Below are 22,539 nucleotides of genomic sequence, written 5' to 3'. Positions count from 1 at the left end.
TCGCCATCCGGAGCCCGGACGGTCACGAGCGGGCGCGACTCCATGCGGCGATGTGCACCTCGGCGCTGGACTCCCAGGTGAACTCCTTGGCCCGGTCGAAACCGGCCTTCGCCAGCGACAACCGGCGCTGCTCGTCATCCAGCAGGGCGGCCAGGTCGATGCCGATCTGCTCTGGATCCTCCGAGGTGTAGGCGACGGCGTCGCCACCCACCTCGGGCAGCGAGAGCCGGGGCGTGGTCAGCACCGGGGCGGCGCAGGCCATCGCCTCCAGGATCGGTAGCCCGAACCCCTCGCCGTAGGAGGGGTAGGCCGCGACCAGTGCGCCGCCGAGAAACCCGGGCAGGTCGCCGTAGCGCAGGTAGCCGGGGCGCAGCAGCCGCAGATGGGACGGGACCTCGGCCACCGCCCGGTCGATGTCGTCGTCGTGCCCCTGCCCGCCGGCAATCACCAGGGCCGGCGGGTCGACCCGGTCGGCCACCGCCTGGGCCCAACCGCGGATCAGGTTGGGCACGTTCTTGCGCGGCTCCTTGGCGCCGAGGAAGGCGACGTAGCTGCTGTTGCCCAACCCCAGCCGGGCACGCACCCGGGCCTTCTCCTCCTCGCTCGGCGCGTGGAAGGCGGCGTGGTCCACCCCGTGGTAGGCCACGTCGATCCGGGTCGGGTCGGCGTCGAGCAGCCGGATCAGCTCGTCCCGGGTGGCCTTGCTGGGCACGATCACCCGGTCCGCCCGGCGCAACGACGTCTTGATGGCGCTGCGGAAGAAGGTCCGGCGGGACTTGTCGTAGTGCTCCGGCTCGGTGAAGAACGTCGCGTCGTGCACGGTGACCGTAACCGGACACCCGGCCCGCAGCGGGCAGGTGTAGAAGGGCGAGTGCAGGACGTGCGCGCCCACCTGCTGCGCGAGCAGCGGCAGGCCGGTCTGCTCCCAGGCGAGCCGCGCCGGGCGGTGCGCCACGGCGGCCGGGGCGGGGACGATCTCCGCGCCGGGCAGCATCCGGGTGTACCGCTCGAGGTCGGTGCGGAGGCTGACCACCGCCAGCTCCACCCCCGACCCACACACCTTGCCGAGGGCACCGAGCAGACCATCGACGTATCGACCGACACCACCACGGTCGGCGGGGACACTCGTGGCGTCGATGAGCACGCGGGGCGGGCGACCGGCGGTCACGGGGCGACTCCTTGTACTGGCGGGTCTGTGGGGAACAACACTCCGGGGCCAAGCCTACGCCGGAGCACGGGGCCGACGCTGACTGCGACCCGACGGTACGCCGACTTGTCATCGTCTTCGAGTACGGCCCTCAGGGGCGTATCGTTCGCGCCGATGGCCGACAACATTGCCCGGGTGTTCGCCGACGCGATCGCGACCGACCCGACCCGACCGTTGCTGACCTGGTACGACGACGCCAGCGGCGACCGCACCGAACTCTCCGGCGCCACACTGGCGAACTGGGTGGCGAAGACCGCCAACCTCCTCGTCGACGAGGTCGCCCTCGCACCGGGCGATCCGGCCGGCGTGCTCCTGCCGCCGCACTGGCAGACCGCGGCGGTGCTGCTGGGTTGCTGGTCGGCCAAGCTGAGCGTGATCGACACGCCGGGCGACGTGGACGTGCTCTTCGCCGCCGCCGACCGCCTCGACGAGGCGCAGTCCTGGTCCGCCGGTGAACGGTACGCCCTGGGGCTGTCGCCGCTCGCCGCCCCGCTGCGGCAGGTGCCACCCGGGTTCGCCGACTACGTGGTCGAGGTACGCCGGCACGGCGACCACTTCCGCCCGCAGCCCGGCCCCGGCTCCGCCGACGCGCACCTGCTGGCCCAAGCCGAGGCCCGTGCCGCCGCGTTGGGCATCGAGCCCGGTGCCCGGATCCTGATCGACGCCGCCCGCTACCCCGACCCGGTCGACTGGCTGCTGGCCCCCCTGACCCGGGCCGCCACCGTGGTCCTCTGCGCCAACCTGGCCCCCGCCGACCTGCCCGCCCGCCTGAACGCGGAACAGGTGACCCACCCGCTCCCGTAACCCCGCCCCGGTCCCTCCCCGCGACCCCGTCCCCCGGTCGCGTCGATCATGGAGTCGTGGTGGGCAACTGATGCGGGAGGGCCCTTTTTGTCAGGCACCACAACTCCATGATCGGCGCGGGGCAGGGCGCGGGGCAGGGGCAGGGCGCGGGGCAGGGGCAGGGCGCGGGGCAGGGGCAGGGCGCGGGGCAGGGGCTGGGCGCGGGGCGGGGGCTGGTCGCCACGCCTGGGTTACGTGAACGAGTGAGCCGTCACACAGGGGCTGTCAGGCGGGCGTGTTGTCGGTGGCTCGGCGCTGGGCGAACGCGGCGAAGGCCGTCAGGGACTCGGGATTGGCCAGAGCGCCCTTCGCGGCCGCCGAGTCGACCGGGGTGCCGGTGAGAATCTTCTTGACCGGGACCTCCAGCTTCTTCGCCGACAGTGTGCGGGGCACCGCGCGCACCTGGTGGATCTCGTCGGGCACGTGCCGGGGGGACAGCGCCGTACGCAGCTCGCGGCAGATCTTCGCGCGCATCGGGTCGTCCAGCTTCAGACCCTCGGCGAGCACCACGAAGAGCAGCAGCTCGCCCGCGCCGCCCTCGTCGTCCTCCAGGTGCACGACGACTGAGTCGACCACCTCGTCCAGCCCCTCGACCACCGAGTAGAACTCGGCGGTGCCGAGTCGCACCCCGCCGCGATTGAGAGTGGCGTCCGAGCGTCCGGTGATCACGCAGCCGCCCCGGTCGTTGATGGTGATCCAGTCGCCGTGCCGCCAGACGCCCGGGTAGATGTCGAAGTAGGCCTCCCGGTAGCGGGTGCCGTCCGGGTCGTTCCAGAAGCCCACCGGCATGCTCGGCATGGGCTCGGTGATCACCAGCTCACCCAGCTCGCCGATCACCGGGGTGCCGTCGGCGGAGCGAGCCTCCACCTTGGCGCCCAACGCCCGGCAGGTGATCTCGCCAGCGTGCACCGGCAGCAGCGGCACCCCGCCGACGAAACCGGTGCACACGTCGGTGCCGCCGGACAGGGACTGGAGTTGGAGGCCGTCGCCGACGGTCTCGTACACCCAGGTGAAGCCCTCGGCGGGCAGTGGCGCGCCGGTGGAGCCGACGCCGCGCAGCGCGGACAGGTCGGCGACCTCCCGCGGCACCAGCCCACCCTTGCGGCAGGCCAGCAGGAACGGCGCCGAGGTGCCGAAGTACGTGGTGCCGGTCTCCGCCGCCAACCGCCACAGCCCACCCAGGTCGGGGTGGCCCGGGTTGCCGTCGAAGAGCACGATGGTCGCGCCCACCGCCGGGCCGGAGACCAGGAAGTTCCACATCATCCACCCGGTGGTGGTGAACCAGAAGAACCGGTCGGCCGGGCCCAGGTCGTGGTGCAGGGCGAGCATCTTCAGGTGCTCCAGCAGAATGCCGCCGTGGCCGTGCACGATCGGCTTGGGCAGCCCGGTGGTGCCCGAGGAGTAGAGCACGTACAGCGGGTGGTCGAACGGCACCGGAGTGAACGCCAGCGGCTCGTCGGTGGGCGCGGCCAGCTCGGCCCAGCCCAGCGCGCCCACCGGAGGGTCGCCCACCGGGTCCAGGTAGCCGATGCTGACGGTGTGCCGCACCGACGGCAGGGCGGCCCGGATGGCGGCGACCTCGGCGCGGCGGTCCACCGGCTTGTCGCCGTACCGGTAGCCGTCCACCGCGACCAGCACGGTCGGCTCGATCTGCTGCCAGCGGTCGGTGACACTACGGGTGCCGAACTCGGGCGCGCAGGAGGAGAAGATCGCTCCCAGGCTGGCGGTGGCCAGCAGCAGGACGTACGTCTCGGGAATGTTCGGGGCGTACGCCGCCACCCGGTCACCGGCGGTGACGCCGAACCGGCGCAGCCCGGCCGCCACCCGGCGAACCTGCTCGCGCAGCTCCCCCGCGGTCAGCGTGACCGGCGCCCGGGTCTGGCCGTGCGCGATCACGACCGGGTCGTCGTCGGCCCTCCCCGGCATCCGCAGCACGTTCTCGGCGTAGTTCAGCGTGGCCCCGGGGAACCAGCGGGCCCCGGGCATCCCCCGCTCGGCCAGGGTGGCGGTCGGCGCGGTGTGCGCGACCACCTCGAAGTGATCCCAGATGGAGCGCCAGAACCCGTCCAGGTCGGTGACCGACCAGCGCCACAGCGCGTCGTAGTCAGCGAAGTCCAGCCCGCGGTGCTCCCGCAGCCAGCGCAGGTAGCCACCGATCCGGGACCGCTCGCGTACGTCCGCCGGCGGCGTCCACAGCACGTCACCCACTGCTCCACCCTCCCCTGGCCCGGCACGACACTGTGAATGGGCCGTGGCGCCATCTTGCCCTACCTCGAAGCGCCATTCTGCGCACCGGGTACGGCCACCGACGCGTGCCCACCCCACACTCCACCCCACCCACCCATGTGGGAAGGAACAAGGAAGGGCACCTTCTTAACGCCTGGAGTGGTACAGGGGCCCCTTATTAACAACTGGCGTTAATAAGGGGCCCTTCCGTACACACCTCAGCCGGCGCGGTGCGCCTGGATGGCGCGGCGGCGGGCGAGGCGGTGCGCCCGGCGGATCTCGGCCTCCCGGTACCGGCGCTCGTCCTCCGGCGTCTCCGGGAGCACCGGGCGGACCGTCCGCGGCGCCCCGCCCACGTCCACCCCGACGAAGACCAGGTACGCGGTGGCCACCCGGACCGGCGCGTCCTCGGCCGAGTCCCACCGTTCGGCGACCACCCGCACGCCCACCTCCATCGAGGTCTGCCCGGTCCAGTTCACCTGGGCGTGCGCGTGCACCAGGTCGCCGACCCGGACCGCCTCGGAGAAGACGATCTCGTCGATCGCCGCGGTCACCGCGGTCCCGCCGCTGTGCCGGGCGGCTGCGGCACCCGCCACATCATCGACGAACTTCATCAGAACTCCGCCGTGCACAGTGCCGTAGAGGTTCACGTCGACGGCGGTCATGATCTTGCTGAGGGTGACGCGGGAGTACGACGTCGGCTTGCCGGTCGGAGCGGCGGAGGGGTGCTCGGTCATGCCGGAAACGGTACGGTGCGCGGATGCGACATCTCTGGAGCTTCCTCGCCGGGCTGGTGGTGGTACCCGTCACGTGGGTGCTGGTCACACTCGGGCAGGACGGGTCGAGCCGGACGGTCGACCGCTGGGTGGAGATCGGCACGTTCAACACCGCCAACCTGATCGAGCCGGCCGTGTACCTCGGTGTCGGCGGTGTCCTGCTGGGCCTGCTCGGCACACTGCGCGTCTCGCCGCTGGGCCCGCTGGTGGCCGGGCTGCTGCTGGTCACCCCGTACGTCGGGATGTTCGTGGCGCCGTTCGAGGTGCGGGACGCGATTCCGCACGGGTGGAAGGTGCTCGGCGATCCGCTGCCGCTGCGGCTTCCGGTGGAGAACGGCACCCTCTTCCTGATCGGCCTGCTGCTGCTGATGGCGGCGTTCAGCAGGCAACGTTGGCAGCAGTGGCCGCGACCGGTGACCGAGCCGGCGACGGCACCGGCGACGGCGGGTGGTCCCCGGAGCGACGACTTCACCCTGACCGACTGGCCGCCCCCCGAGCCAGCCGAGAGCGATGCCACCCCGCCCACCCTGGGTTACCCGGCCGATCCGACTCCGACCGACCCACTGCCCCGCCGGGTGGGTGGGGAGTCGCCGTGGTCCGCGCCGCCGCGCGGCCAGTCGCGCCCCGAGGACACCACCGAAATCCGTTGACCGTGGGGCGGGCCGGGCGACCGGCCCGCCCCCAAACCTGTGCGGTGGACGGGCGCCGGCCGTACTAGTGCAGTGCGACGGCCAGGTCCGGGTCGACGGTGCCGAGATCGGCGCGGGGAACGACGAGGAGCATGACCAGCGTCGCGGCGGCCATGCCGCCCGCGATCACGATCGCCATCGGTACGCTCCCGGTGCCGAACAGGCCGACCAGGGGCGCCGACAGCGCGCCGATGCCGAACTGCACGGCGCCGAGCAGCGCGGCGGCTGTTCCGGCGGCCTCGCTGTGCCGGGTCATCGCCAGCGCCGGCGCGTTCGGCAGGGCCAGGCCGGCCGCCGCCAGGACGAGCCACAGCGACGCGAGCAGCGTGCCGAGACCACCGAGGCCGGTCGCGGCGAACATGACCAGCAGCAGCCCGGCCGCGGTCCCGGCGATCAGGGCGCTGATCAGGATCTGCTGCGGGGTGTAGCGGCGCAGCAGACGGACGTTGAACTGGGTGGCCCCGATCAGGCCGACCGCGCCCGCCCCGAAGGCCAGCCCGAACTGCTGCTCGTCGAGGCCGTACTGCTCCTGGAGCACGAAGGACGACCCGGCGACGTACGCGAACAGTGCGGCCATGGCCAGCCCGGCGACCAGCACCAGACCGACGAACGCCCGGTCGTTGAGCAGTCGCCGGTAGTCCCGCAGGGTCGCCCCCACCCCGCCGCGCCGACGGCGCACCACGGGAAGGGTCTCCGGCAGCCGCAACGCGGCGACGACGATCAGCAGCGCGCCCAGCACGGCCAGCGCCGCGAAGACGCCCCGCCAATCGGTCCAGCGCAGCAGGCCGCTGCCGAGGGTCGGCGCGAGGATCGGGGCCAGGCCCATGACCAGCATCAACCGGGAGAAGATCCGCGCGAAGGACGCGCCGCTGAACAGGTCGCGTACGACGGCGGTGGCGACCACGGTGGCGGCCGCCACCCCGAGCCCCTGGAGCACCCGGAGCACGCCGAGCACGGCGATGCTGGGCGCGAACACGCACAGCACGGATGCCGCGACGTGCAGGGCCAGCCCGGCCAGCAGGGGCACCCGCCGCCCGACCACGTCGGAGAGCGGCCCGACCAGCAGCTGGCCCAGCGCGAGGCCGAGCAGCGTGCCCGTCAGCGTCAACTGCACCGCGGTCTCGGTGGTCTGCAGGCCGGTCGTGATGGCGGGCAGCGCCGGCAGGTACATGTCGATGGTCAGCGGCCCGATCGCGATCATCGCGCCCAGCACGAGGACGAGTCGCGCCCGCTGACGGTTGGTCATCAGATCGCCGGGCAGCACCTCCCGCTCGGAGGCCGTGTCCGGGGCGGTCTTCTCCACCAACTGCTTCATCATCTCGATCTCTCTGCGTGTGGTCAGACGTCGTTGGGCGTGCCCGACGTTGGGCAGCGAGGGACGAGGCGAGCGGTGGTGGCGGGCGATCGGCTTCGTGATTCTGTCTTTCCCCAACGTCGCAGACCCGTGTGACATGGCGACTGTGTGGGGCCTCACGTGCACACGCCGACCGCCCCACCGCCGGGCGGCGGTGGGGCGGTCGGGCTCGATCAGGTCGTGGCCTAGACGGCGCCGCTGAGCAGTTGCCGCGCCATGACGATCCGCTGCACCTGGTTGGTGCCCTCGTAGATCTGGGTGATCTTGGCGTCCCGCATCATCCGCTCGACGGGGTAGTCGCGGGTGTAGCCGTAGCCACCGAGCAGCTGCACCGCGTCGGTGGTGATCTCCATGGCGGCGTCCGAGGCGAAACACTTGGCCGCCGCGCCGAAGTAGGTCAGGTCCGCGTCGCCGCGCTCGGACTTACCGGCCGCGGCGTAGGTGAGCTGCCGTGCCGCCTCCAGCTTCATGCCCATGTCGGCGAGCATGAACTGGACGCCCTGGAACTCGGCGACCGCCTTGCCGAACTGCCGGCGCTCGGCCACGTACCCCTTGGCGTAGTCGAGCGCGCCCTGCGCGATCCCGATGGCCTGGGCGGCGATGGTGACCCGGGTGTGGTCGAGGGTCCGCATCGCGGTGGCGAAGCCGGTGCCCTCCGCGCCGATGATCCGGTCCGTCGGGATCCGCACGTTGTCCAGGTAGACCTCGCGGGTGGGCGAGCCCTTGATGCCGAGCTTCTTCTCCGGGGCGCCGAAGCTCACCCCGGCATCGGACTTCTCGACCACGAAGGCCGAGATTCCCCGGGACCGCGCGGTCGGGTCGGTGACCGCGAAGACGGTGTAGAACTCGGAGACGCCGGCGTTGGTGATCCAGCGCTTCACTCCGTTGAGCACCCAGTGATCCCCGTCACGTACCGCACGGGTGGTCATCGAGGCCGCGTCGCTGCCCGCCTCCGGCTCGGAGAGGCAGTACGAGAACATCGCGTCGCCAGCCGCCACCGGCGTCAGGTATCGCCGCTTGAGCTCCTCGGAGCCGGACAGCAGCAGCGGCAGCGTGCCGAGCTTGTTGACCGCCGGGATCAGCGAGGACGATGCGCAGGCCCGCGCCACCTCCTCGATCACGATGGCGGTGGCCAGCGCATCGGCGCCCGCGCCGCCGTACTCCTCGGGGATGTGCGGGGCGTGGAAGTCGGCCGCCCGCAGCGCGTCGTAGGACGCCTTCGGGAACTCACCGGTCTCGTCGGCCTCGGCGGCGTGCGGAGCCACCTTCGCCGTGCAGACCTCGCGGACCGCCTCCCGGATCGCCTCGTGCTCCTCCGGCAACCGGTAGACGTCGAACGACTCCCCTGCGGCCACGTTGGCCCTCCCCTTCACCGCTATCATGCGCAGTCTGTAGCTTCCCCTGACCGCCGACCGCGCAGACTGAAGGATAACGACTGCAGTTCAGGGGGATGTTACCGGCGCGTAGGCACAGGCTCGAGGGAGCACCCACGCCGCTGAGCGATGATGGAAGACAGACAATGAGCCACCCCTCCGGTGCCCGGCCAGGCGCCGCAGCAGAATGCGACGCGACGAAGCGCCGCCAGTGCGAGCGGAGAAGACAGGCGTGACGATCCCCTATCCCACCATCCAGCCGACCCCCGCCATCGCCACGGTGACGCCGCCCTCGGGCGCACCCCGTCCGCGGGTGACCTTCCTGGGGACCGGATACCTCGGTGCGACGTACGCCATCTGCTACGCCGAGCTGGGGTACGAGGTGCTCGGGTTCGACGTGGACGCTGACAAGATCGCGATGCTCAACGCCGGTCAGGTGCCGATCCACGAGCCCGGCCTGGACGAGCTGCTCAAGCGCAACCTGGCCGCCGGCCGGCTGCGGTTCAGCACCGACATCGCGGAGACCGCCGAGTTCGGCGATGTCCACTTCATCTGCGTCGGCACCCCGCAGCGGGCCGACGGGATGGGCGCCGACCTGTCGTACGTCGAGGCGTCGGTGACCAGCCTGGCGCAGCACCTGACCCGCAAGTCGCTGATCGTCGGCAAGTCCACCGTGCCGGTGGGCACCGCCGACTGGGTGGAGCAGCTGGTCGGCAAGCACACTCCCAACGACCTGGGCGTCGAGGTGGCGTGGAGCCCCGAGTTCCTCCAGGAGGGCTTCGCCGTCGACGACGTGCTGCGCCCGAACCGGATCGTGGTCGGCGTGAAGAGCGAGTGGGCCAACGGCATGCTCTACGCCGCACACAAGGGCGTCTTCGACCTGGCCGCCACCGAGGACCGCGAGGTGCCCCTCGTGGTCACCGACTTCGCGACCGCCGAGCTGGTCAAGGTCGCCGCGAACGCCTTCCTGGCCACCAAGATCTCCTTCATCAACGCGATGGCCGAGGTCTGCGAGGCCTCCGGCGGCGACGTCACCCAACTGGCCCGGGCGATCGGCTACGACCCGCGGATCGGCAACCGGTTCCTCCAGGCCGGCCTCGGCTTCGGCGGCGCCTGCCTGCCCAAGGACATTCGGGCCTTCCAGGCACGGGCACAGGAGCTGGGTGCCGGCGAGGCGCTGCGCTTCCTGCACGAGGTCGACCTGATCAACCTGCGTCGCCGCACCCGGGTGCTCCACCTCGCCGCGGAGCTGCTCGGCCGCCGCTCCGGGCCCGCCGGCCCGGACTTCTCCGGCACCCGGATCGCCGTGCTGGGCGCCACCTTCAAGCCCAACACCGACGACGTCCGCGACGCCCCGGCGCTCGCCGTCGCCGCGCTGCTGCAGAAGGCCGGCGCCGACGTGCACGTGTACGACCCGCAGGGCACGGAGAACGCTCGCCGCGCGGTACCCGAGCTGACCTACGAGACCGGCATCAACGAGGCCGTCACCGACGCGGACCTGGTCTGCGTCCTCACCGAGTGGGCCGACTTCCGCAACGCCGACCCGGTCGCCCTCGGCGAGCTGGTCGCCGGCCGCAAGGTGGTCGACGGTCGCAACTGCCTCGACTCCGCACTGTGGACCCAGGCCGGCTGGGAGTACCGGGGCATGGGCCGCCCCTGACGGATCCGACCCCACCGGCCGGTCGCGGAGCACCCTTCCGTGGCCGGCCGGTGTCGTTGTTTGCCCCGGACCCGCCGACAAGTGTCGAAATCCACGCCAGCTTTGGGCATGCTGCGACAGTGGGAGTCCACAGTGCGGGCGGAGGGGTGTCGTGGCGACCTTTCAGTGCTCCTCGTGCGGCCGGGAGATCAAGCCGGCCGTCCGCTGCCCCCACTGCGGTGCCGATCAGGCCCAGTGGGTCGAGCACCTGGCCGACATCGAGCGCTCAATCGCGGAGATGAAGGCGCGCGACGCCGCCATCGCCCGCGAGCAGCGGCAGATCGCCGCCAAGATGCAGGCCGCCCTCTTCCAGCGGGACATCCTCGCGCACGCCGGTGAGGAACGGCTCAAGCAGGCCACCCGGCCGCGCCGGGTGCTGCGCCGCCGTCCCGGTCGCCGGCCGCCGACCGCCGCCACCGGCGCCCCGCCCCGGGTGCCCCGCCAGGGCACCCCGCCCACCGCGGAGGACCCGCCACCGCTCCCACCCCAGGCGTCCTGGCTCGACGCGGACGACCCCGAGCACCCCCCGGAGGCGTCCTCCCGAGAGGTGCAGAACATCCCGCTCGGGCTGGGCGCGCTGCTGCTCGGGGTGGCCGCGGTGGTCTTCGCGGCGGTGGCGACCAGCTCGATGGACGCGCTGGCCCGGCTCGGCATCCTGGTCCTCGCCACGGTCCTGATGCTGCTCGCCCCGCCGGCGCTGGCTCGACGTGGGCTCACCTCGACCGCCGAGACGATCTCCGCGGTCGGCCTGCTGCTGGTGCCGCTGGCCGGAAACGCCCTCTGGGCGGTGGACCGGATCGGCAACGGCGGCGCCTCCGGCGCGGTCTTCGCCGGGGTGATCTTCGCGGTCACCGCCGCCGTCGCGTTCGGGTACGCCGGCTGGACGGGCCTGCGCACACCCCGTTTCGCCACCGTGCTCGCCGCGCAGCCGGTGCTGCCGTTGCTGGCGTACGACCGGATCACCGGGCCGGGCGGCTGGGCCCTGGTGCTCACCCTGGTCGCCCTCCTCGACCTCTGGCTGACCCGCACCGGGGTCACGGTGGAGCGACCCGTCCGGCAGGACCTGCCGGCCCCGGGCACGCCGTCGGCGCCCCGGCAACGCAGTGCCGAGAGCCGGCCCGAGGGCGACCCGGAGGAGGCCGCCGAGCTGATCGATGCCGACGCGGGGGCCGCCGAAACCCTGCCGACCCGCCCGGTGCCCGGCCTGCGCGAGCTGATCTGGCTGCTCCACGCGGTGGCCGTCGCCGTCGCCCTGGCGTACGCGGTCACCGCCCTGCTCCGGGCGGAGACCGTGCCGGCGGCGACCGGCGCCGGGATGGTGCTGTTGCTGGCCGCCACGGTCGGTCTGGGCGGCGCGCTGGTGCTGCGCCGCCCGCCGCTGCCCGACGTCGCGGCCGGCATCCTCACCCTGGCCGTGATCGGGACGCTCGGCCGGATCGCCTCGGTGGCGCTGCCCGGACGGGCTCTGCTGCTGATCGCGGCGGTCATCACGGTGACCGGGCTGGCGGTGCGCGCGGTTCCCCAGGCCGCCCAACGCGGCCCGCAGGTCGCCTCGGCGGTGGCGCTCACCGTCAGCGGGATGGTGGTCGCCGGGGGCGCGCTGCGCGCCGGCGTGGCCCCGGTCCGGTCGGCGCTGCCCGCCTGGGGCGCCGACCTCGACCGGTACCCGGCCGAGCTGGCCGCCGCGGTCGGCCCGACCACCTGGCAGCTCGCTGCCGCCGCGTTCCTGCTCACCATCGCCGCGGTGCTGGCCCTGCCCGCGGAGATCCGTCGTGAGTTCGCCGTCGCCGGGGCGGCGCTGACCGCCCTGGCCGTGCCGGCCTCGTTCGGTCTCGGCTGGGCGACGGCACCCTGGCCGATGGTGCTCACCGCCGTCGGCATCGGGGTGATCGGCCTCTCCGCGCGGACCAGCCGGGCCGCGCTGGCGCATGGCGTCGGGGCCGCCGTGGTGGGCCTGTTCGGTGCGGGCGCCAGCCTGACCGGGCCGGCGCTCACCGCCGCGGTCCTGCTCACCCTCTTCGCGGCCGGCGCTCTGGTCGCGCTGGCACCCCGCGTCCGGATCGCCTCGGCCGCCGCCGACACGGTGACCGCCTGGGCCGCCGGGGGCGCCGCCTTCGCGCTGCCCGGGGCGGTCGCCGCGTTCGTGGCCGCCACCGTGCCCACCGACCCGACCCCCACCCCGGCCAGCCTGCGCGAGGTGACGGTTCCGGTGCTGGCCGCGAGCTTCCTCGCGGTCTGCGTGACCCTCGGCTACGCCGCCGTGGTGCAGGTGTCCCAGCGGCGCATCCCGGCGCCGCTGTCCGTCGGCACCGGGCTGGGCGCGCTGGTGGTCACCGCCGCCGCCTTCGGCGCGCCCGGGGCGACCGTCGCCGACGCCTGGGTCGGCGCCCTGCTGCTGGTCGCCGCCGTACTGCTCTTCCTGGCACCGTCGATCGACGCCGGCCGCCGCTCCGACCTCACCCTGGACGGCTCGGACCTGGCCGCCGCTGCGGTCACCACCGCCCTGATCGCGACACTGGTCCGGATCGCCGCTGTGCTGACCCCGGGCGGTCAGTTGGCGGTGGCCGCCGGCCTGGTGCTGGTGGTCGCTGTCGGGGCCCGCGCCATGCCCGAGGAGTGGCGGCGCGGGCCGATTCTCGGCGTCACCGTCGGCGGCCTGCTGATCGGCGTACTCGCCGGCTGGACGGCGCTGCGCGGTGGGCTGGGTGTGCTGGCGACCCCCGGCCCGATCTGGGACGGTGACCTGAGCGGTTGGCCGGCCGCGCCGACCGGTGGCGCCACCTGGCAGGCCCCGGTCGCGCTGGCCCTGCTGGCCATCGCCGCCGGCATCCTGCTACCCCCTCCGTGGCGGTGGGACGTGTCCGGCGCGGCCGTGGTGCTCGCCACGATCGGCGCGCCGGCGGCGTTCGACCTGCCCTGGTGGTCACCGGTCCTGGTCGGCGGAATGGTCGCCACCGTCTACGGAATGGCCGCGGTCGCCACCGAGGAGGCCCGCGCCGGGTTGTCCCGGGCCACCGTGGCCGGAGTGGTCGCGCTGCACGCGGCCGGCGCCGGCCTGGTCCGGCCGTGGACCACCGCGTTGGCGCTGGGCTTCATCGCGTTGATCGGCGTGGTGGTGGCCGCGCTTGCCCGCGTACTGGCCGGCCCACAGGTGACCGACATCGAGACCGAGGGGATGCCACCGCACCTGGTGCAGATCGGCGGTGCGGCGGCCGGTGCCGCGCTGCTGGCTCTGCCCGGCTCGGTGGCGGCACTGGCCGCCGAGTTCGAACACTCGGCACAGGTGGTGCTGACCGCCGCGCTGGCCGCGTCCAGCCTGGGCCTGGCCGCCGTGGCCGCGGTCCGCCGGCACGTCCCGCAGTACCTGCCCTGGGTCAGTGTGGCCGTGGTCGGCGGGGCCACCATCAGCGCGCTCGCCGCCATCCCCACCGGCCTCGCCTCGGGCGTCTACGCGGCCGCCGCGGCGCTACTCGGCGTACTGGCCGAGCTGATCCGCGCGGCCACCGTGCCGCCGACCGGCTCGGCCCAGCCGGTCCGGCGCTGGGCGGTGCTGCTCGACGGCGCACTGCGGCGGTTGCCGGACGACCCGGAGCGTCGGCGGTGGCGGGTCAGCCCGTCCGCCGGCGCGCTGGCCGCAGCAGCCCTGCCGACCGCCCTGGCGCTCGCCTCGATCGCACCCGCCCTGGTCACCGCCCTGGTCGAGCCGCACCGCACGCTGACCCGGATCTGGGAGGGTCCGCCACCACAACTGCTCGCCCCGCCGCCGGACGTGGCCGACCCGACCCACGTGCTGACCGCGCTGCTGCTCACCGCGACCGCGGCGCTGGCCGCCACCGGGTTCAGCGGCGGACGGCGGTCCCGGGCCGTGCCGGTGGTGCTGCCCGGTGCCGCCGTCACGCTGCTGATCGCGCCCATCGCGCTGGGCAACGGTTGGCCCGCGAGCGCCCTCGCCGCGCTCTCGGTCTTCACCATCGCGATGCTCGGCCTCGCATTGACCCCGCCTCCGCCGCTGGTCGAGCCGGCCCGCTCGCTGCGGCTGGCCCGGGTGCTGGTGTTCGTCATCGGCCTCGCCGCCGGGGGCGCCGGGCTGGCCGGCAGCCTGGCCACCCGGGAGCTGACCCTGTTCACTCTCGGCGGCGCGGTCGGCGTCGGCGTGGTGGCGGCGCTGTACGGCACCACCCAGCGGGCCCGCATTCTCGGCTGGCTCTTCGCCTCGCTGATGGCGCAGCTCTTCGTGCTCACCGCTGGCCTGGTCGCCGGGCTGGCCGCGGTCTGGTCCGCGTTCGGGGTGCTCGCGGTCGGTGCGGTCCTGCAGGTGTTCGCGGCGACCCTGCCCCGGCTGCGCCGCCCCGAGGCGCAGCGCGAGGCCGCGACCGTGGAGTGGAGCGGGTACGCGGCGGCGCTGATCGCGCTCGCCCTCGCCTTCGACTCGCCCCGGCACATCGCCGCCCTGCTGGCCGCCTGGGGCGCGGTCCTCGGGGTGGCGGCGACGCGACCCGGTCGCCGGCCGGTGGAGCGGCGGATCCTGTTCTGGGCGGTGGTGGCGTGCGAGATCAGCGCCTGGTGGATCCTGATGCGGGTCGCCAACGTGGCGCTGCCCGAGGCGTACACCCTGCCGTTCGCCGCGCTGGCCCTGCTGGTCGGTGTGCTGGAGCTGCGCCACCGATCGGACATGAGCAGTTGGGTGGCGTACGGGCCGGCGCTGGTCGCCGCGTTCCTGCCCACCCTGGCGATCGTGCTGGCCACCGAATCCAGCACCCTGCGACAGATGCTGCTGCTGCTCGGCGCGGTGGCGGTGCTGATCTTCGGCTCGTCCAGCCGGCAGCAGGCACCAGTGATCGTCGGCGCGTCGGTCACCGCGATCGCCGCGATCCACGCGCTGTTCAGCCTCGGCCCGTGGCTGGCACTGATCCCGGTGGGCATCCTGTTGCTGATACTCGGCGCCAGCAACGAGCGCCGCCGCCGCGCCCAGGAACGCCTACAGACCGCCCTTCGCGGCATGAGATGAAATTGATCGGAGGGTCCCTGCGGCGTGGGTGGGTGGGCACGGTGAGCGGGCCGGGTACGTGCGCCGGTTGCGCTGGGAGGCGCCGGGCTGCGTGCGCCGCTTGCGGCCGGCACCCAAGATCCGCACAACAACAGGGAAGAAGCTGCCTCGAACACTTCCGAGGCCGCACTTTCCCTGAAAGTGCGCAGACCCAGGCACCCCCACCCCGACGGCCAGGACCTGCGGCGGGTTAGCTGAGGGTGGCCCGGAGGGCGGCTTCCTTGGCGGCTACCAGGTTCTCCAGGTCCTGCTGGTAGGTCGTCATCTTGGCGCGCAGGTGCTCGTCAGCCGCGCCGAGAATCCGCACGGCGAGCAGGCCGGCGTTGCGGGCGTTGCCGATCGAGACGGTGGCCACCGGAATCCCGGCCGGCATCTGCACGATGGACAGCAGCGAGTCCATGCCGTCGAGGTGCTTCAGCGGCACCGGCACGCCGATCACCGGTAGCGGGGTCACCGAGGCCACCATGCCGGGCAGCGCCGCGGCCCCACCGGCACCGGCGATGATGACCTTCAGGCCACGGTCGGCGGCGTCACGACCGTACTCGATCATCGCGACCGGGGTCCGGTGCGCCGAGATCACCCGGACCTCGTACGGCACCCCGAAGTCGTCCAGCACCTCGGCTGCGGCCCGCATGGTCGGCCAGTCCGAGTCACTGCCCATGATCAACCCGACCTTGGTCACTCCGGTGTCCCCTCCGTTCGCGACCGCGGGGCTCGCGGGCTCGCGCTTCGCGCTCACTCCTGCCCCTCGCGCAGCCAGCGCACGGCCCGCGCGGCACGCGCCCGTACGTCGTCCAGGTCGTCACCGAGCACCGTGACGTGCCCGACCTTGCGGCCGGGCCGCACCTGCTTGCCGTAGAGGTGCACCTTGGCGCCCGGCTCGGCCGCGAAGAGGTGGTGCAGCCGCTCGTCGATCGACATCCCGCCCGGCTCGCCGCCGAGCACGTTCGCCATCACCACAACCGGCGCGGCCAGCGCGGTGTCACCCATCGGGTAGTCGAGCACCGCCCGCAGGTGCTGCTCGAACTGGGAGGTCCGGGCCCCCTCGATGGTCCAGTGCCCAGAGTTGTGCGGACGCATCGCCAGCTCGTTGACCACGATCGCCGGTCGGCCGGTCGCGTCGCGCACCTCGAAGAGTTCCACCGCGAGCAGGCCGACCACGCCGAGGGCGGTGGCCAGGTCGATGGCGAGCTGCTGGGCGGTGACCGCCAGTTCCTCGTCCAGGCCGGGCGCCGGCGCCAGCACCTCCACATTGATGCCGTCCCGCTGCACGGTCTCGACGACGGGGTACGCGGCCACCTGGCCGAACGGCGAGCGGGCCACCTGCACGGCGAGCTCCCGCAGCAGCGGCACCCGCTCCTCGACGATCAGCCGGGTGCCGCCGGCGAGCAGCGTCCGTGCCAGCTCGATGGCCTGGGCGGCGTCGTCGACCAGCCAGACCCCCCGGCCGTCGTAGCCACCGCGGGCCGCCTTGAGCACCACCGGCCAGCCGACCTGCTCACCGAATCCGACCAGGTCGGCGGGCTCGGCGACCGGTCGCCACGCCGGATTGGGTGCGCCCAGCTCGGCCAGACGCTCCCGCATGACCTGCTTGTCCTGGGCGTACAGCAGCGCGTCCGCTGGCGGGTACAGGGTCACGCCCTCTGCCGCCAGTGTGCGGATGTGCTCGGTGGGCACATGCTCGTGATCGAAGGTGACCACGTCGCAGCCCTTGGCGAAGGTGCGCAGTGCGGCCAGGTCGGTGTGGTCGCCGTACTGGACGTCGGCGGCGACCAGCGCCGCGCCGTCGTCGGGGGCGGCCGCGAGTACGCGCAGTGACTGGCCGAGGGCGATCGCGGCCTGGTGGGTCATCCGGGCCAGCTGGCCGCCGCCCACCATGCCGACAACAGGCAGACCGGTACGGGAATCCATAGCGCGGCCAGCCTATCCGGGCCGCCGACGCGGCTACCCGCAGGGCCGGCGCTCCCGCCGTCGAACCGTCCGGGCACCGCCCCCGGTGCCGGGCCCGGGGCGCGGGCCACCTCGCGGGCCGCTACGCCGGGCAACCGTCGGGCCGGCGGGACGCTCAGCTGAGCTCGGCAATCAACTCCTCGACCGACGTGACCGGGCGCTGGCAGACGAAGCCCCGGCAGACGTACGCGGCGGACCGCCCGTCGACCAGCGGCCGGTCGGCCAGCAGCGGCACCCCGGGCTGGTCCGGGCGCCCGGCGACCACCACCGCGCCGGGCGGGGCGTGCCGGTGGGCCGCCGCCACCAGCGGGTCGCCGGTCGGGTCGTCGGTCGCCACGGCGATCTCGTACGGCCCGGAGAGCAGCGCCTCGCCGACCGTGGCCGCGTACCCGGTGAACCGGGCGTGCTGCCCGACGATCGGCGCGACCGTGCCGAGTGCCACCTCGGCGGCCTCCCGGTAGCGGGTCTCCCCGGTCAACGCCGTGTACGCGACCAGCCCGGCGACCAGCGCCGACCGACCGGACGGGGTCGCGTTGTCGGTCGGGTCCGCCGGACGGGCGACCAGCCGCTCCGCGTCGTCGGCGGTGTCGTAGAAGGCGCCACCGGGCGCGGCGAAGTGCTCCAGCGCGGTGTCCAGCAGCCCGCCGGCCAAAGTGAGCCAGCGGCCCTCGCCGGTGAGCTGGTGCAGCGCGCAGAACGCCTCGGCCACGGAGCCGTAGTCCTCCAGCACGCCGGCCGGCGCACCGACCGCACCGCCCCGGGAGACCCGGCGCAACCGGCCATCGACCAGGTGCACGGTGGCCAGGTGCTCGGCCGCGTCGCGCATCGCACCGTCGGCGACGATGACGACGCCCTCCATCAGGTTCGCGTCGTCGTCCTCGGGCGACGCGTACAGCGCGACGACCTGCTGGAACTCGACGATGGCGGTGATCGCCAGGCCGTTCCAGGCCGCCACCACCTTGTCGTCACGGGCTGGCTGTGGCCGGTCGTCCCGGGCCGTGAGCAGCCGCCCCACCACCTGCTGCCAGCGAGCCCGGATCTCGGGTGCGACATCGTCGACGTCCCGGGCGAGCCGCAACACGCTCGTGCCATGTTCGAACGTGCCCTCGTCGGTCACGGCGAACAGGTCCGCGGCCCAGCGGCCGTCCTCCTCGCCCAGCACCTCGACGAGTTGGGCCGGCGTCCAGGCGTAGGTGAGCCCTTCGACGCCCTCGGTGTCGGCGTCCAGCGCGGACGCGAAGCCCTCCCCCGGCCGGTGCAGTTCGTCGGCGAGGAAGCGGGCGGTGTCCCGGGCGACCCGGCGCGCCAGCGGGTCCCCGGTCAGCCGCCAGAGCTGGGTGTAGACCCGGAGCAGCAGCGCGTTGTCGTAGAGCATCTTCTCGAAGTGCGGCACCGTCCAGTGCGCGTCCACCGAGTACCGGGCGAAGCCTCCGGCGAGCTGGTCGTAGATGCCGCCCCGGGCCATCGCCTCGGCGGTGTGCCGGACGATCTCCAGGCTGCGCGGGTCGCCCGTTCGCTGGTGGTGGCGCAGCAGGAAGAGCAGGTTCATGTGCGGCGGGAACTTCGGGGCGCCACCGAAGCCGCCGTTGGTCGCGTCGTACCCGCCGGCCAGGTTCGCGGCTGCGGCGTCGAGCAGCGGGGCGTCCAGCGGCGCGGTGGGGCCGCCCACGGCCTGGGCGCCACCGATCGCCTCGACCACCGCGGCGCCCTGGCGCAGCACCTCCTCGCGCTGGTCCCGCCACGCGGTGGCGACCGACTGGAGCAATCGGACGAAGTTCGCCCGCGGAAAGTAGGTGCCGCAGAAGAACGGGGTGCCGTCCGGGGTGGCGAAGACGGTCATCGGCCAGCCGCCGTGACCGGTCATCGCCTGGGTGGCGGTCATGTAGACCGCGTCCACGTCCGGGCGTTCCTCACGGTCCACCTTGATCGACACGAAGTCGTCGTTCATCAGGGCGCCGACCTGCTCGTTCTCGAACGACTCGTGTGCCATCACGTGGCACCAGTGGCAGGCGGCGTATCCCACCGAGATGAGCACCGGCACGTTCCGCCGCTTCGCCTCGGCGAACGCCTCGTCGCACCAGGGCCACCAGTCGACCGGGTTGTCGGCGTGCTGGAGCAGGTACGGACTGGTGGCAGTGGCTAGTCGGTTCACCCGACGACCATAACCAGCCCCGGCCGGTCACGCCGGGCGGTCACCCGCCGAGCACCCGCCCCGGGCCGCGGGACCCGGGCACGACATCCACACAGCTCAATCGACTCTAGGGCGTCGACGGACGATTGGCTGCCCCGTCCGAAACAGATCAGCGGAGGTGGCCCCGGCGGTCAGGAGGCGCCGTCGGCGCGGAGGCGGAAGACGTTCGACTCCGCCGAGTCGCGCAGCGACCCGAGCACGGCACTGATCTTGTCGGCCGGCATCGGCTTGAAGAAGTGGTAGCCCTGCGCGGAGGTGCACCCCAGCTCGGCGAGCGCCATCCGCTGCTCGGCGGTCTCCACCCCCTCGGCCACCACCCGCAGCCCCAGCTCGTGGGCGAGGCCCACGGTGGTCCGCACGATCGCCGCCGCCTCCGGCGAGTCCGCCATCCGGATCACGAAGGAGCGGTCCACCTTCAACTCGTCCACCGCAATGCGGGTGAGGAAGGTCAGCGAGGAGAAGCCGGTGCCGAAGTCGTCCACCGCGAGCTGCACACCCATCGACCGGAGCGTGGCCAGCACCTCGTCGATGACCTCCAGCTCGCTCATCACCACCGTCTCGGTGATCTCCAGGACCAGCCGGCGCGGTGGCACCTGGTGCCGCCGCAGCGCGTCGGCGATCTCCGTCGGCAGCCGGGGGTCGAGCAGGCTACGCGCGGACAGGTTCACCGAGATCGGGACGTCGAGCCCCTCCTGGGCCCAGCCGGCGGCCACGCCGAGCGCCTTGTCCAGCACGTACCGGGTGAAGGTGCCGAGCTGCTCGCTGTTTTCCACCGGGCGGATGAAGTCGGCCGGGCCCAGCCAGCCGCGCCGGGGATGCCGCCACCGGATCAGCGCCTCCACACCGGTGGGCGCGCCGGTGGCCAGGTCGACCGCCGGCTGCAATGCCAGCACCAGCTGGTCGTCGACCTTCAGCGCCTCGCGCAGCTCGGCGAGCAGGGCCAGTTGGTCGGTGCTGGCCGCGTCGCGGGCGCTGTCGTACGCGGCGACACTGCCGCCGCCCTCCTTGGCCTGGTACATCGCGATGTCGGCCCGGCGCAGGAGCTCCGTCAGGTCGGCGGTGCCCGCGTCGGCCACGACCACCCCGACGGAGACCTCGATCGACATCCGCACCCCGGCCACCTCGGTCGGCGCGGCCAGCCGTTCGGCGATCTCCCGGGCCTGGCGCATCGCGTGCGCCATCGGGGCGGCCCGGTCGCCGACCACCGGCACCGAGGTGAGCAGCAGAGCGAACTCGTCGCCACCGAGCCGGCCGAGCAGGTCACCGGAGCGGGCCAGCGCGCTGAGCCGGTTCGCGGTCAGCCGCAGCAGCTGGTCACCCGCGGCGTGCCCCAGCGTGTCGTTGACTTCCTTGAACTGGTTGATGTCCAGCAGCAGCAGCGCCACCGGGTGGTCGTGCGCGAGCTGCCGCAGCGCCTGATCGCCCTTGCCGAGCATGGCGGGCCGGTTGGCCAGCCCGGTGAGCGGGTCGTGCACCGCCTCGTACGACGACCGGGCCGTGACCAGCCGCAGCTCGCGGTGGGTCGCGGCGTCGTGCAACGCGGCGGCGAGCGCGTCGCCGAACGCGGCCACCGCGTCGTGTTCCCGGGCGGTGGGCGGAGCGGACCGGGGGAACCGGACCCGCAGCCGACCGACCGGCGCGGCACCCACCGACAGCGGACGGATCAGCTCGTCCTCGTCGGGTTCCGACCGGTCCGGCGGGCCCACCTCCCGGTCGACCAACTGGCCGCCGGCGTCGCCCCGGTAGCGGCGCCACCGGCCGTCGGCCCGGGCCACGTCCACATCGACCAGCTCGGCGTTGAACAGCGCCAGCGCGCCGGTCACCGCCGCGCTGGCCACGCCCCGCTCGTCGAGCTGGTTGAGAGCCGCGGTGGCCTCGGCGAAGGCCCGCCACGTCCGGCGTTCCTGGTCGGCGCGCAGCCGGTAGCGGTAGGTCTGCTGGAGCAGCCAGAGCAGCGGCGGGAGCAGCAGCAACCAGCGCGGGTCGAGCTCCAGCAGCGCGACCACCACCAGGCCGACCGCCACATTGCCGACGAACATCAGCAGCTTGCCGCGCAGCGCGGCGAGCAGCGGCGGCCCGATCGGCAGCCCGTGCCGCAGGCCCAGCGTCACCCCACCGAGCCACGCGGTCACCAGGAGGTACGTCACCGAGCCCGCGATCACGGCCAGCGCCAGCCTCGGGGTGGGCGCGGCGAGCAGCGGGTGGCCCAGCGCGGTGGCCACGGACACGGCCAGCGCCGACGCGGCGGCCAGCGACGCGGCGATCCGGACGATCTCCAGCACCGGTCGACGGTCGTTGTGCAGCGAGAGCACCGCCCAGGCCAGCCCGGCGCCGAGCAGCGTGGCCGACGGTAGCCAGCCGGCCGGCGCCAGATAGAGGCAGACGATCAGCGCCGCCTCGCCCCAGGTGATGCTGACCATGCCGGCGGCGGAGCGGAACCGCAGCCGTGCGAACTGGGCGACGGCGAAGACGGCCACGGCGATGCCGAAGCGGGCCGGTCCGCCGAGCGGATCGTCGGCCGGCAGCCGGTGCGGGAGGGTCAACCCGACCGCGGCGGCGACCAGGGCGGTCAGCGTCACGGCGGCGGTGAGCACGAGCAGCCGGGCAGGCGTGCCGCGCACCCCGAGCCGGTCGAACGGGTCGCCGGCCGGGCCGGAGGTCATCGACCTCCCCCGTCAGCCGAGCGACCAACGACGATACGGCGGGCGGCCGGTGCTGTGACGGTCATCGGCGCCCCCTTCCGCGCACGGCTCGGGGACTTTTGGTCCCCCCGGCGGAAGGCTAAGCCAAACCGGGTGGTCGCAACAGGGGGCGACCACCCGGTTCGGCGTGAATCATGCGTGGACTACCCGTTCCGGTGCTGCTGGTGCCCGTTGGGAGCGGGCGTGGAGGAATCACGCGCTCCGGTCCCGTCTGTCGGATCGGCGACTGCCGCTTCGGCCCTGGGCGGGTCGGTCGGCGGCGTCTGCTGCGGAAACCGGTCGGGCAGCCGGCGCAGCCGGGCGTTCATGTTGCGGATCAGCAGGATGGTCGCGGTGGCCAGCAGCAGGATGAGGAACAGGCCCATCGGACCGGCCAGGCCACCCGTGCGGGTGTCCCCGAAGTTGTTCGCCGCGAGCACCTGGGCAGCGGTCAGCATGGCGTTCCTCCGATGTGCGGTTGGTTACCAGGGTAGCCCCGTGCG

14 protein-coding genes are annotated in these 22,539 nt (G+C 73.4%); 4 read left to right on the top strand and 10 right to left on the bottom strand.

Annotation, left to right across the window (positions count from 1 at the left end; translation table 11 throughout):
- Window positions 1-22: 22 nt before the first annotated feature.
- Entirely contained in the window at window positions 23-1,168 is a 1,146-nt protein-coding gene (locus KBX63_RS13460; RefSeq protein ID WP_210911348.1) for a glycosyltransferase family 1 protein, read from the bottom strand.
- 153 nt (window positions 1,169-1,321) lie between these two features.
- On the opposite strand from KBX63_RS13460, the gene KBX63_RS13455 reads away from it, so the two are divergent.
- Window positions 1,322-2,011 (top strand): TIGR03089 family protein, encoded by a 690-nt coding sequence (locus KBX63_RS13455; protein WP_210911347.1) that lies wholly within the window; start codon window positions 1,322-1,324, stop codon window positions 2,009-2,011.
- A 264-nt stretch (window positions 2,012-2,275) separates the two neighbouring features.
- Here the strand turns inward: KBX63_RS13455 and KBX63_RS13450 are convergent, their stop codons facing one another.
- Window positions 2,276-4,258 (bottom strand): acetoacetate--CoA ligase, encoded by a 1,983-nt coding sequence (locus KBX63_RS13450; protein WP_210911346.1) that lies wholly within the window; start codon window positions 4,256-4,258, stop codon window positions 2,276-2,278.
- A 236-nt stretch (window positions 4,259-4,494) separates the two neighbouring features.
- Window positions 4,495-5,013, bottom strand: coding sequence for an acyl-CoA thioesterase (locus KBX63_RS13445; protein ID WP_109819790.1), 519 nt, complete (start codon window positions 5,011-5,013; stop codon window positions 4,495-4,497).
- 23 nt (window positions 5,014-5,036) lie between these two features.
- On the opposite strand from KBX63_RS13445, the gene KBX63_RS13440 reads away from it, so the two are divergent.
- Entirely contained in the window at window positions 5,037-5,702 is a 666-nt protein-coding gene (locus KBX63_RS13440) for a hypothetical protein (protein WP_210911345.1), read from the top strand.
- A gap of 64 nt (window positions 5,703-5,766) precedes the next feature.
- Here the strand turns inward: KBX63_RS13440 and KBX63_RS13435 are convergent, their stop codons facing one another.
- Window positions 5,767-7,059, bottom strand: a complete 1,293-nt coding sequence (locus tag KBX63_RS13435) for a Bcr/CflA family efflux MFS transporter (protein WP_247662270.1) — start codon at window positions 7,057-7,059, stop codon at window positions 5,767-5,769.
- A 221-nt stretch (window positions 7,060-7,280) separates the two neighbouring features.
- The gene (locus tag KBX63_RS13430) at window positions 7,281-8,450 is read right to left on the bottom strand and encodes an acyl-CoA dehydrogenase family protein (protein ID WP_307871705.1); all 1,170 of its coding nucleotides are present in this window, start codon (window positions 8,448-8,450) and stop codon (window positions 7,281-7,283) included.
- A gap of 250 nt (window positions 8,451-8,700) precedes the next feature.
- Between KBX63_RS13430 and KBX63_RS13425 the strand changes: the two genes are divergently transcribed.
- Entirely contained in the window at window positions 8,701-10,128 is a 1,428-nt protein-coding gene (locus KBX63_RS13425) for a UDP-glucose/GDP-mannose dehydrogenase family protein (protein ID WP_210911343.1), read from the top strand.
- A 151-nt stretch (window positions 10,129-10,279) separates the two neighbouring features.
- The gene (locus tag KBX63_RS13420) at window positions 10,280-15,175 is read left to right on the top strand and encodes an SCO7613 C-terminal domain-containing membrane protein (RefSeq protein WP_210911342.1); all 4,896 of its coding nucleotides are present in this window, start codon (window positions 10,280-10,282) and stop codon (window positions 15,173-15,175) included.
- 229 nt (window positions 15,176-15,404) lie between these two features.
- Here the strand turns inward: KBX63_RS13420 and purE are convergent, their stop codons facing one another.
- The 5 genes from purE to KBX63_RS13395 all read right to left on the bottom strand — a co-directional run bounded on the left by purE (window position 15,405) and on the right by KBX63_RS13395 (window position 22,494).
- Window positions 15,405-15,896 (bottom strand): 5-(carboxyamino)imidazole ribonucleotide mutase, encoded by a 492-nt coding sequence (gene purE, locus KBX63_RS13415; RefSeq protein ID WP_210911502.1) that lies wholly within the window; start codon window positions 15,894-15,896, stop codon window positions 15,405-15,407.
- A 53-nt stretch (window positions 15,897-15,949) separates the two neighbouring features.
- Window positions 15,950-17,125 (bottom strand): 5-(carboxyamino)imidazole ribonucleotide synthase, encoded by a 1,176-nt coding sequence (locus KBX63_RS13410; RefSeq protein ID WP_210911341.1) that lies wholly within the window; start codon window positions 17,123-17,125, stop codon window positions 15,950-15,952.
- A 154-nt stretch (window positions 17,126-17,279) separates the two neighbouring features.
- Window positions 17,280-19,316 carry a thioredoxin domain-containing protein gene (locus tag KBX63_RS13405; RefSeq protein ID WP_210911340.1) on the bottom strand — a complete coding sequence of 679 codons (2,037 nt, stop codon included), beginning with the start codon at window positions 19,314-19,316 and terminating at the stop codon, window positions 17,280-17,282.
- A 170-nt stretch (window positions 19,317-19,486) separates the two neighbouring features.
- The gene (locus KBX63_RS13400; protein WP_210911339.1) at window positions 19,487-22,018 is read right to left on the bottom strand and encodes a bifunctional diguanylate cyclase/phosphodiesterase; all 2,532 of its coding nucleotides are present in this window, start codon (window positions 22,016-22,018) and stop codon (window positions 19,487-19,489) included.
- 182 nt (window positions 22,019-22,200) lie between these two features.
- The gene (locus tag KBX63_RS13395) at window positions 22,201-22,494 is read right to left on the bottom strand and encodes a hypothetical protein (protein ID WP_210911338.1); all 294 of its coding nucleotides are present in this window, start codon (window positions 22,492-22,494) and stop codon (window positions 22,201-22,203) included.
- Window positions 22,495-22,539: the final 45 nt, after the last annotated feature.

Origin of the sequence: Micromonospora sp. U21 (assembly GCF_018070045.1) — a bacterium.
Lineage (GTDB): Bacteria > Actinomycetota > Actinomycetes > Mycobacteriales > Micromonosporaceae > Micromonospora.
Note: the sequence above shows the minus strand (reverse complement) of the source record. Positions and strands in the feature narration are given on the sequence as shown.

Coding starts and splice junctions, on each gene's coding strand:
- KBX63_RS13455 (WP_210911347.1), top strand. CDS start 1,322: ATGGCCGACAACATTGCCCGGGTGTTCGCCGACGCGATCGCGACCGAC.
- KBX63_RS13445 (WP_109819790.1), bottom strand. CDS start 5,013: ATGACCGAGCACCCCTCCGCCGCTCCGACCGGCAAGCCGACGTCGTAC.
- KBX63_RS13440 (WP_210911345.1), top strand. CDS start 5,037: ATGCGACATCTCTGGAGCTTCCTCGCCGGGCTGGTGGTGGTACCCGTC.
- KBX63_RS13435 (WP_247662270.1), bottom strand. CDS start 7,059: ATGATGAAGCAGTTGGTGGAGAAGACCGCCCCGGACACGGCCTCCGAG.
- KBX63_RS13410 (WP_210911341.1), bottom strand. CDS start 17,125: ATGGATTCCCGTACCGGTCTGCCTGTTGTCGGCATGGTGGGCGGCGGC.
- KBX63_RS13400 (WP_210911339.1), bottom strand. CDS start 22,018: ATGACCTCCGGCCCGGCCGGCGACCCGTTCGACCGGCTCGGGGTGCGC.
- KBX63_RS13395 (WP_210911338.1), bottom strand. CDS start 22,494: ATGCTGACCGCTGCCCAGGTGCTCGCGGCGAACAACTTCGGGGACACC.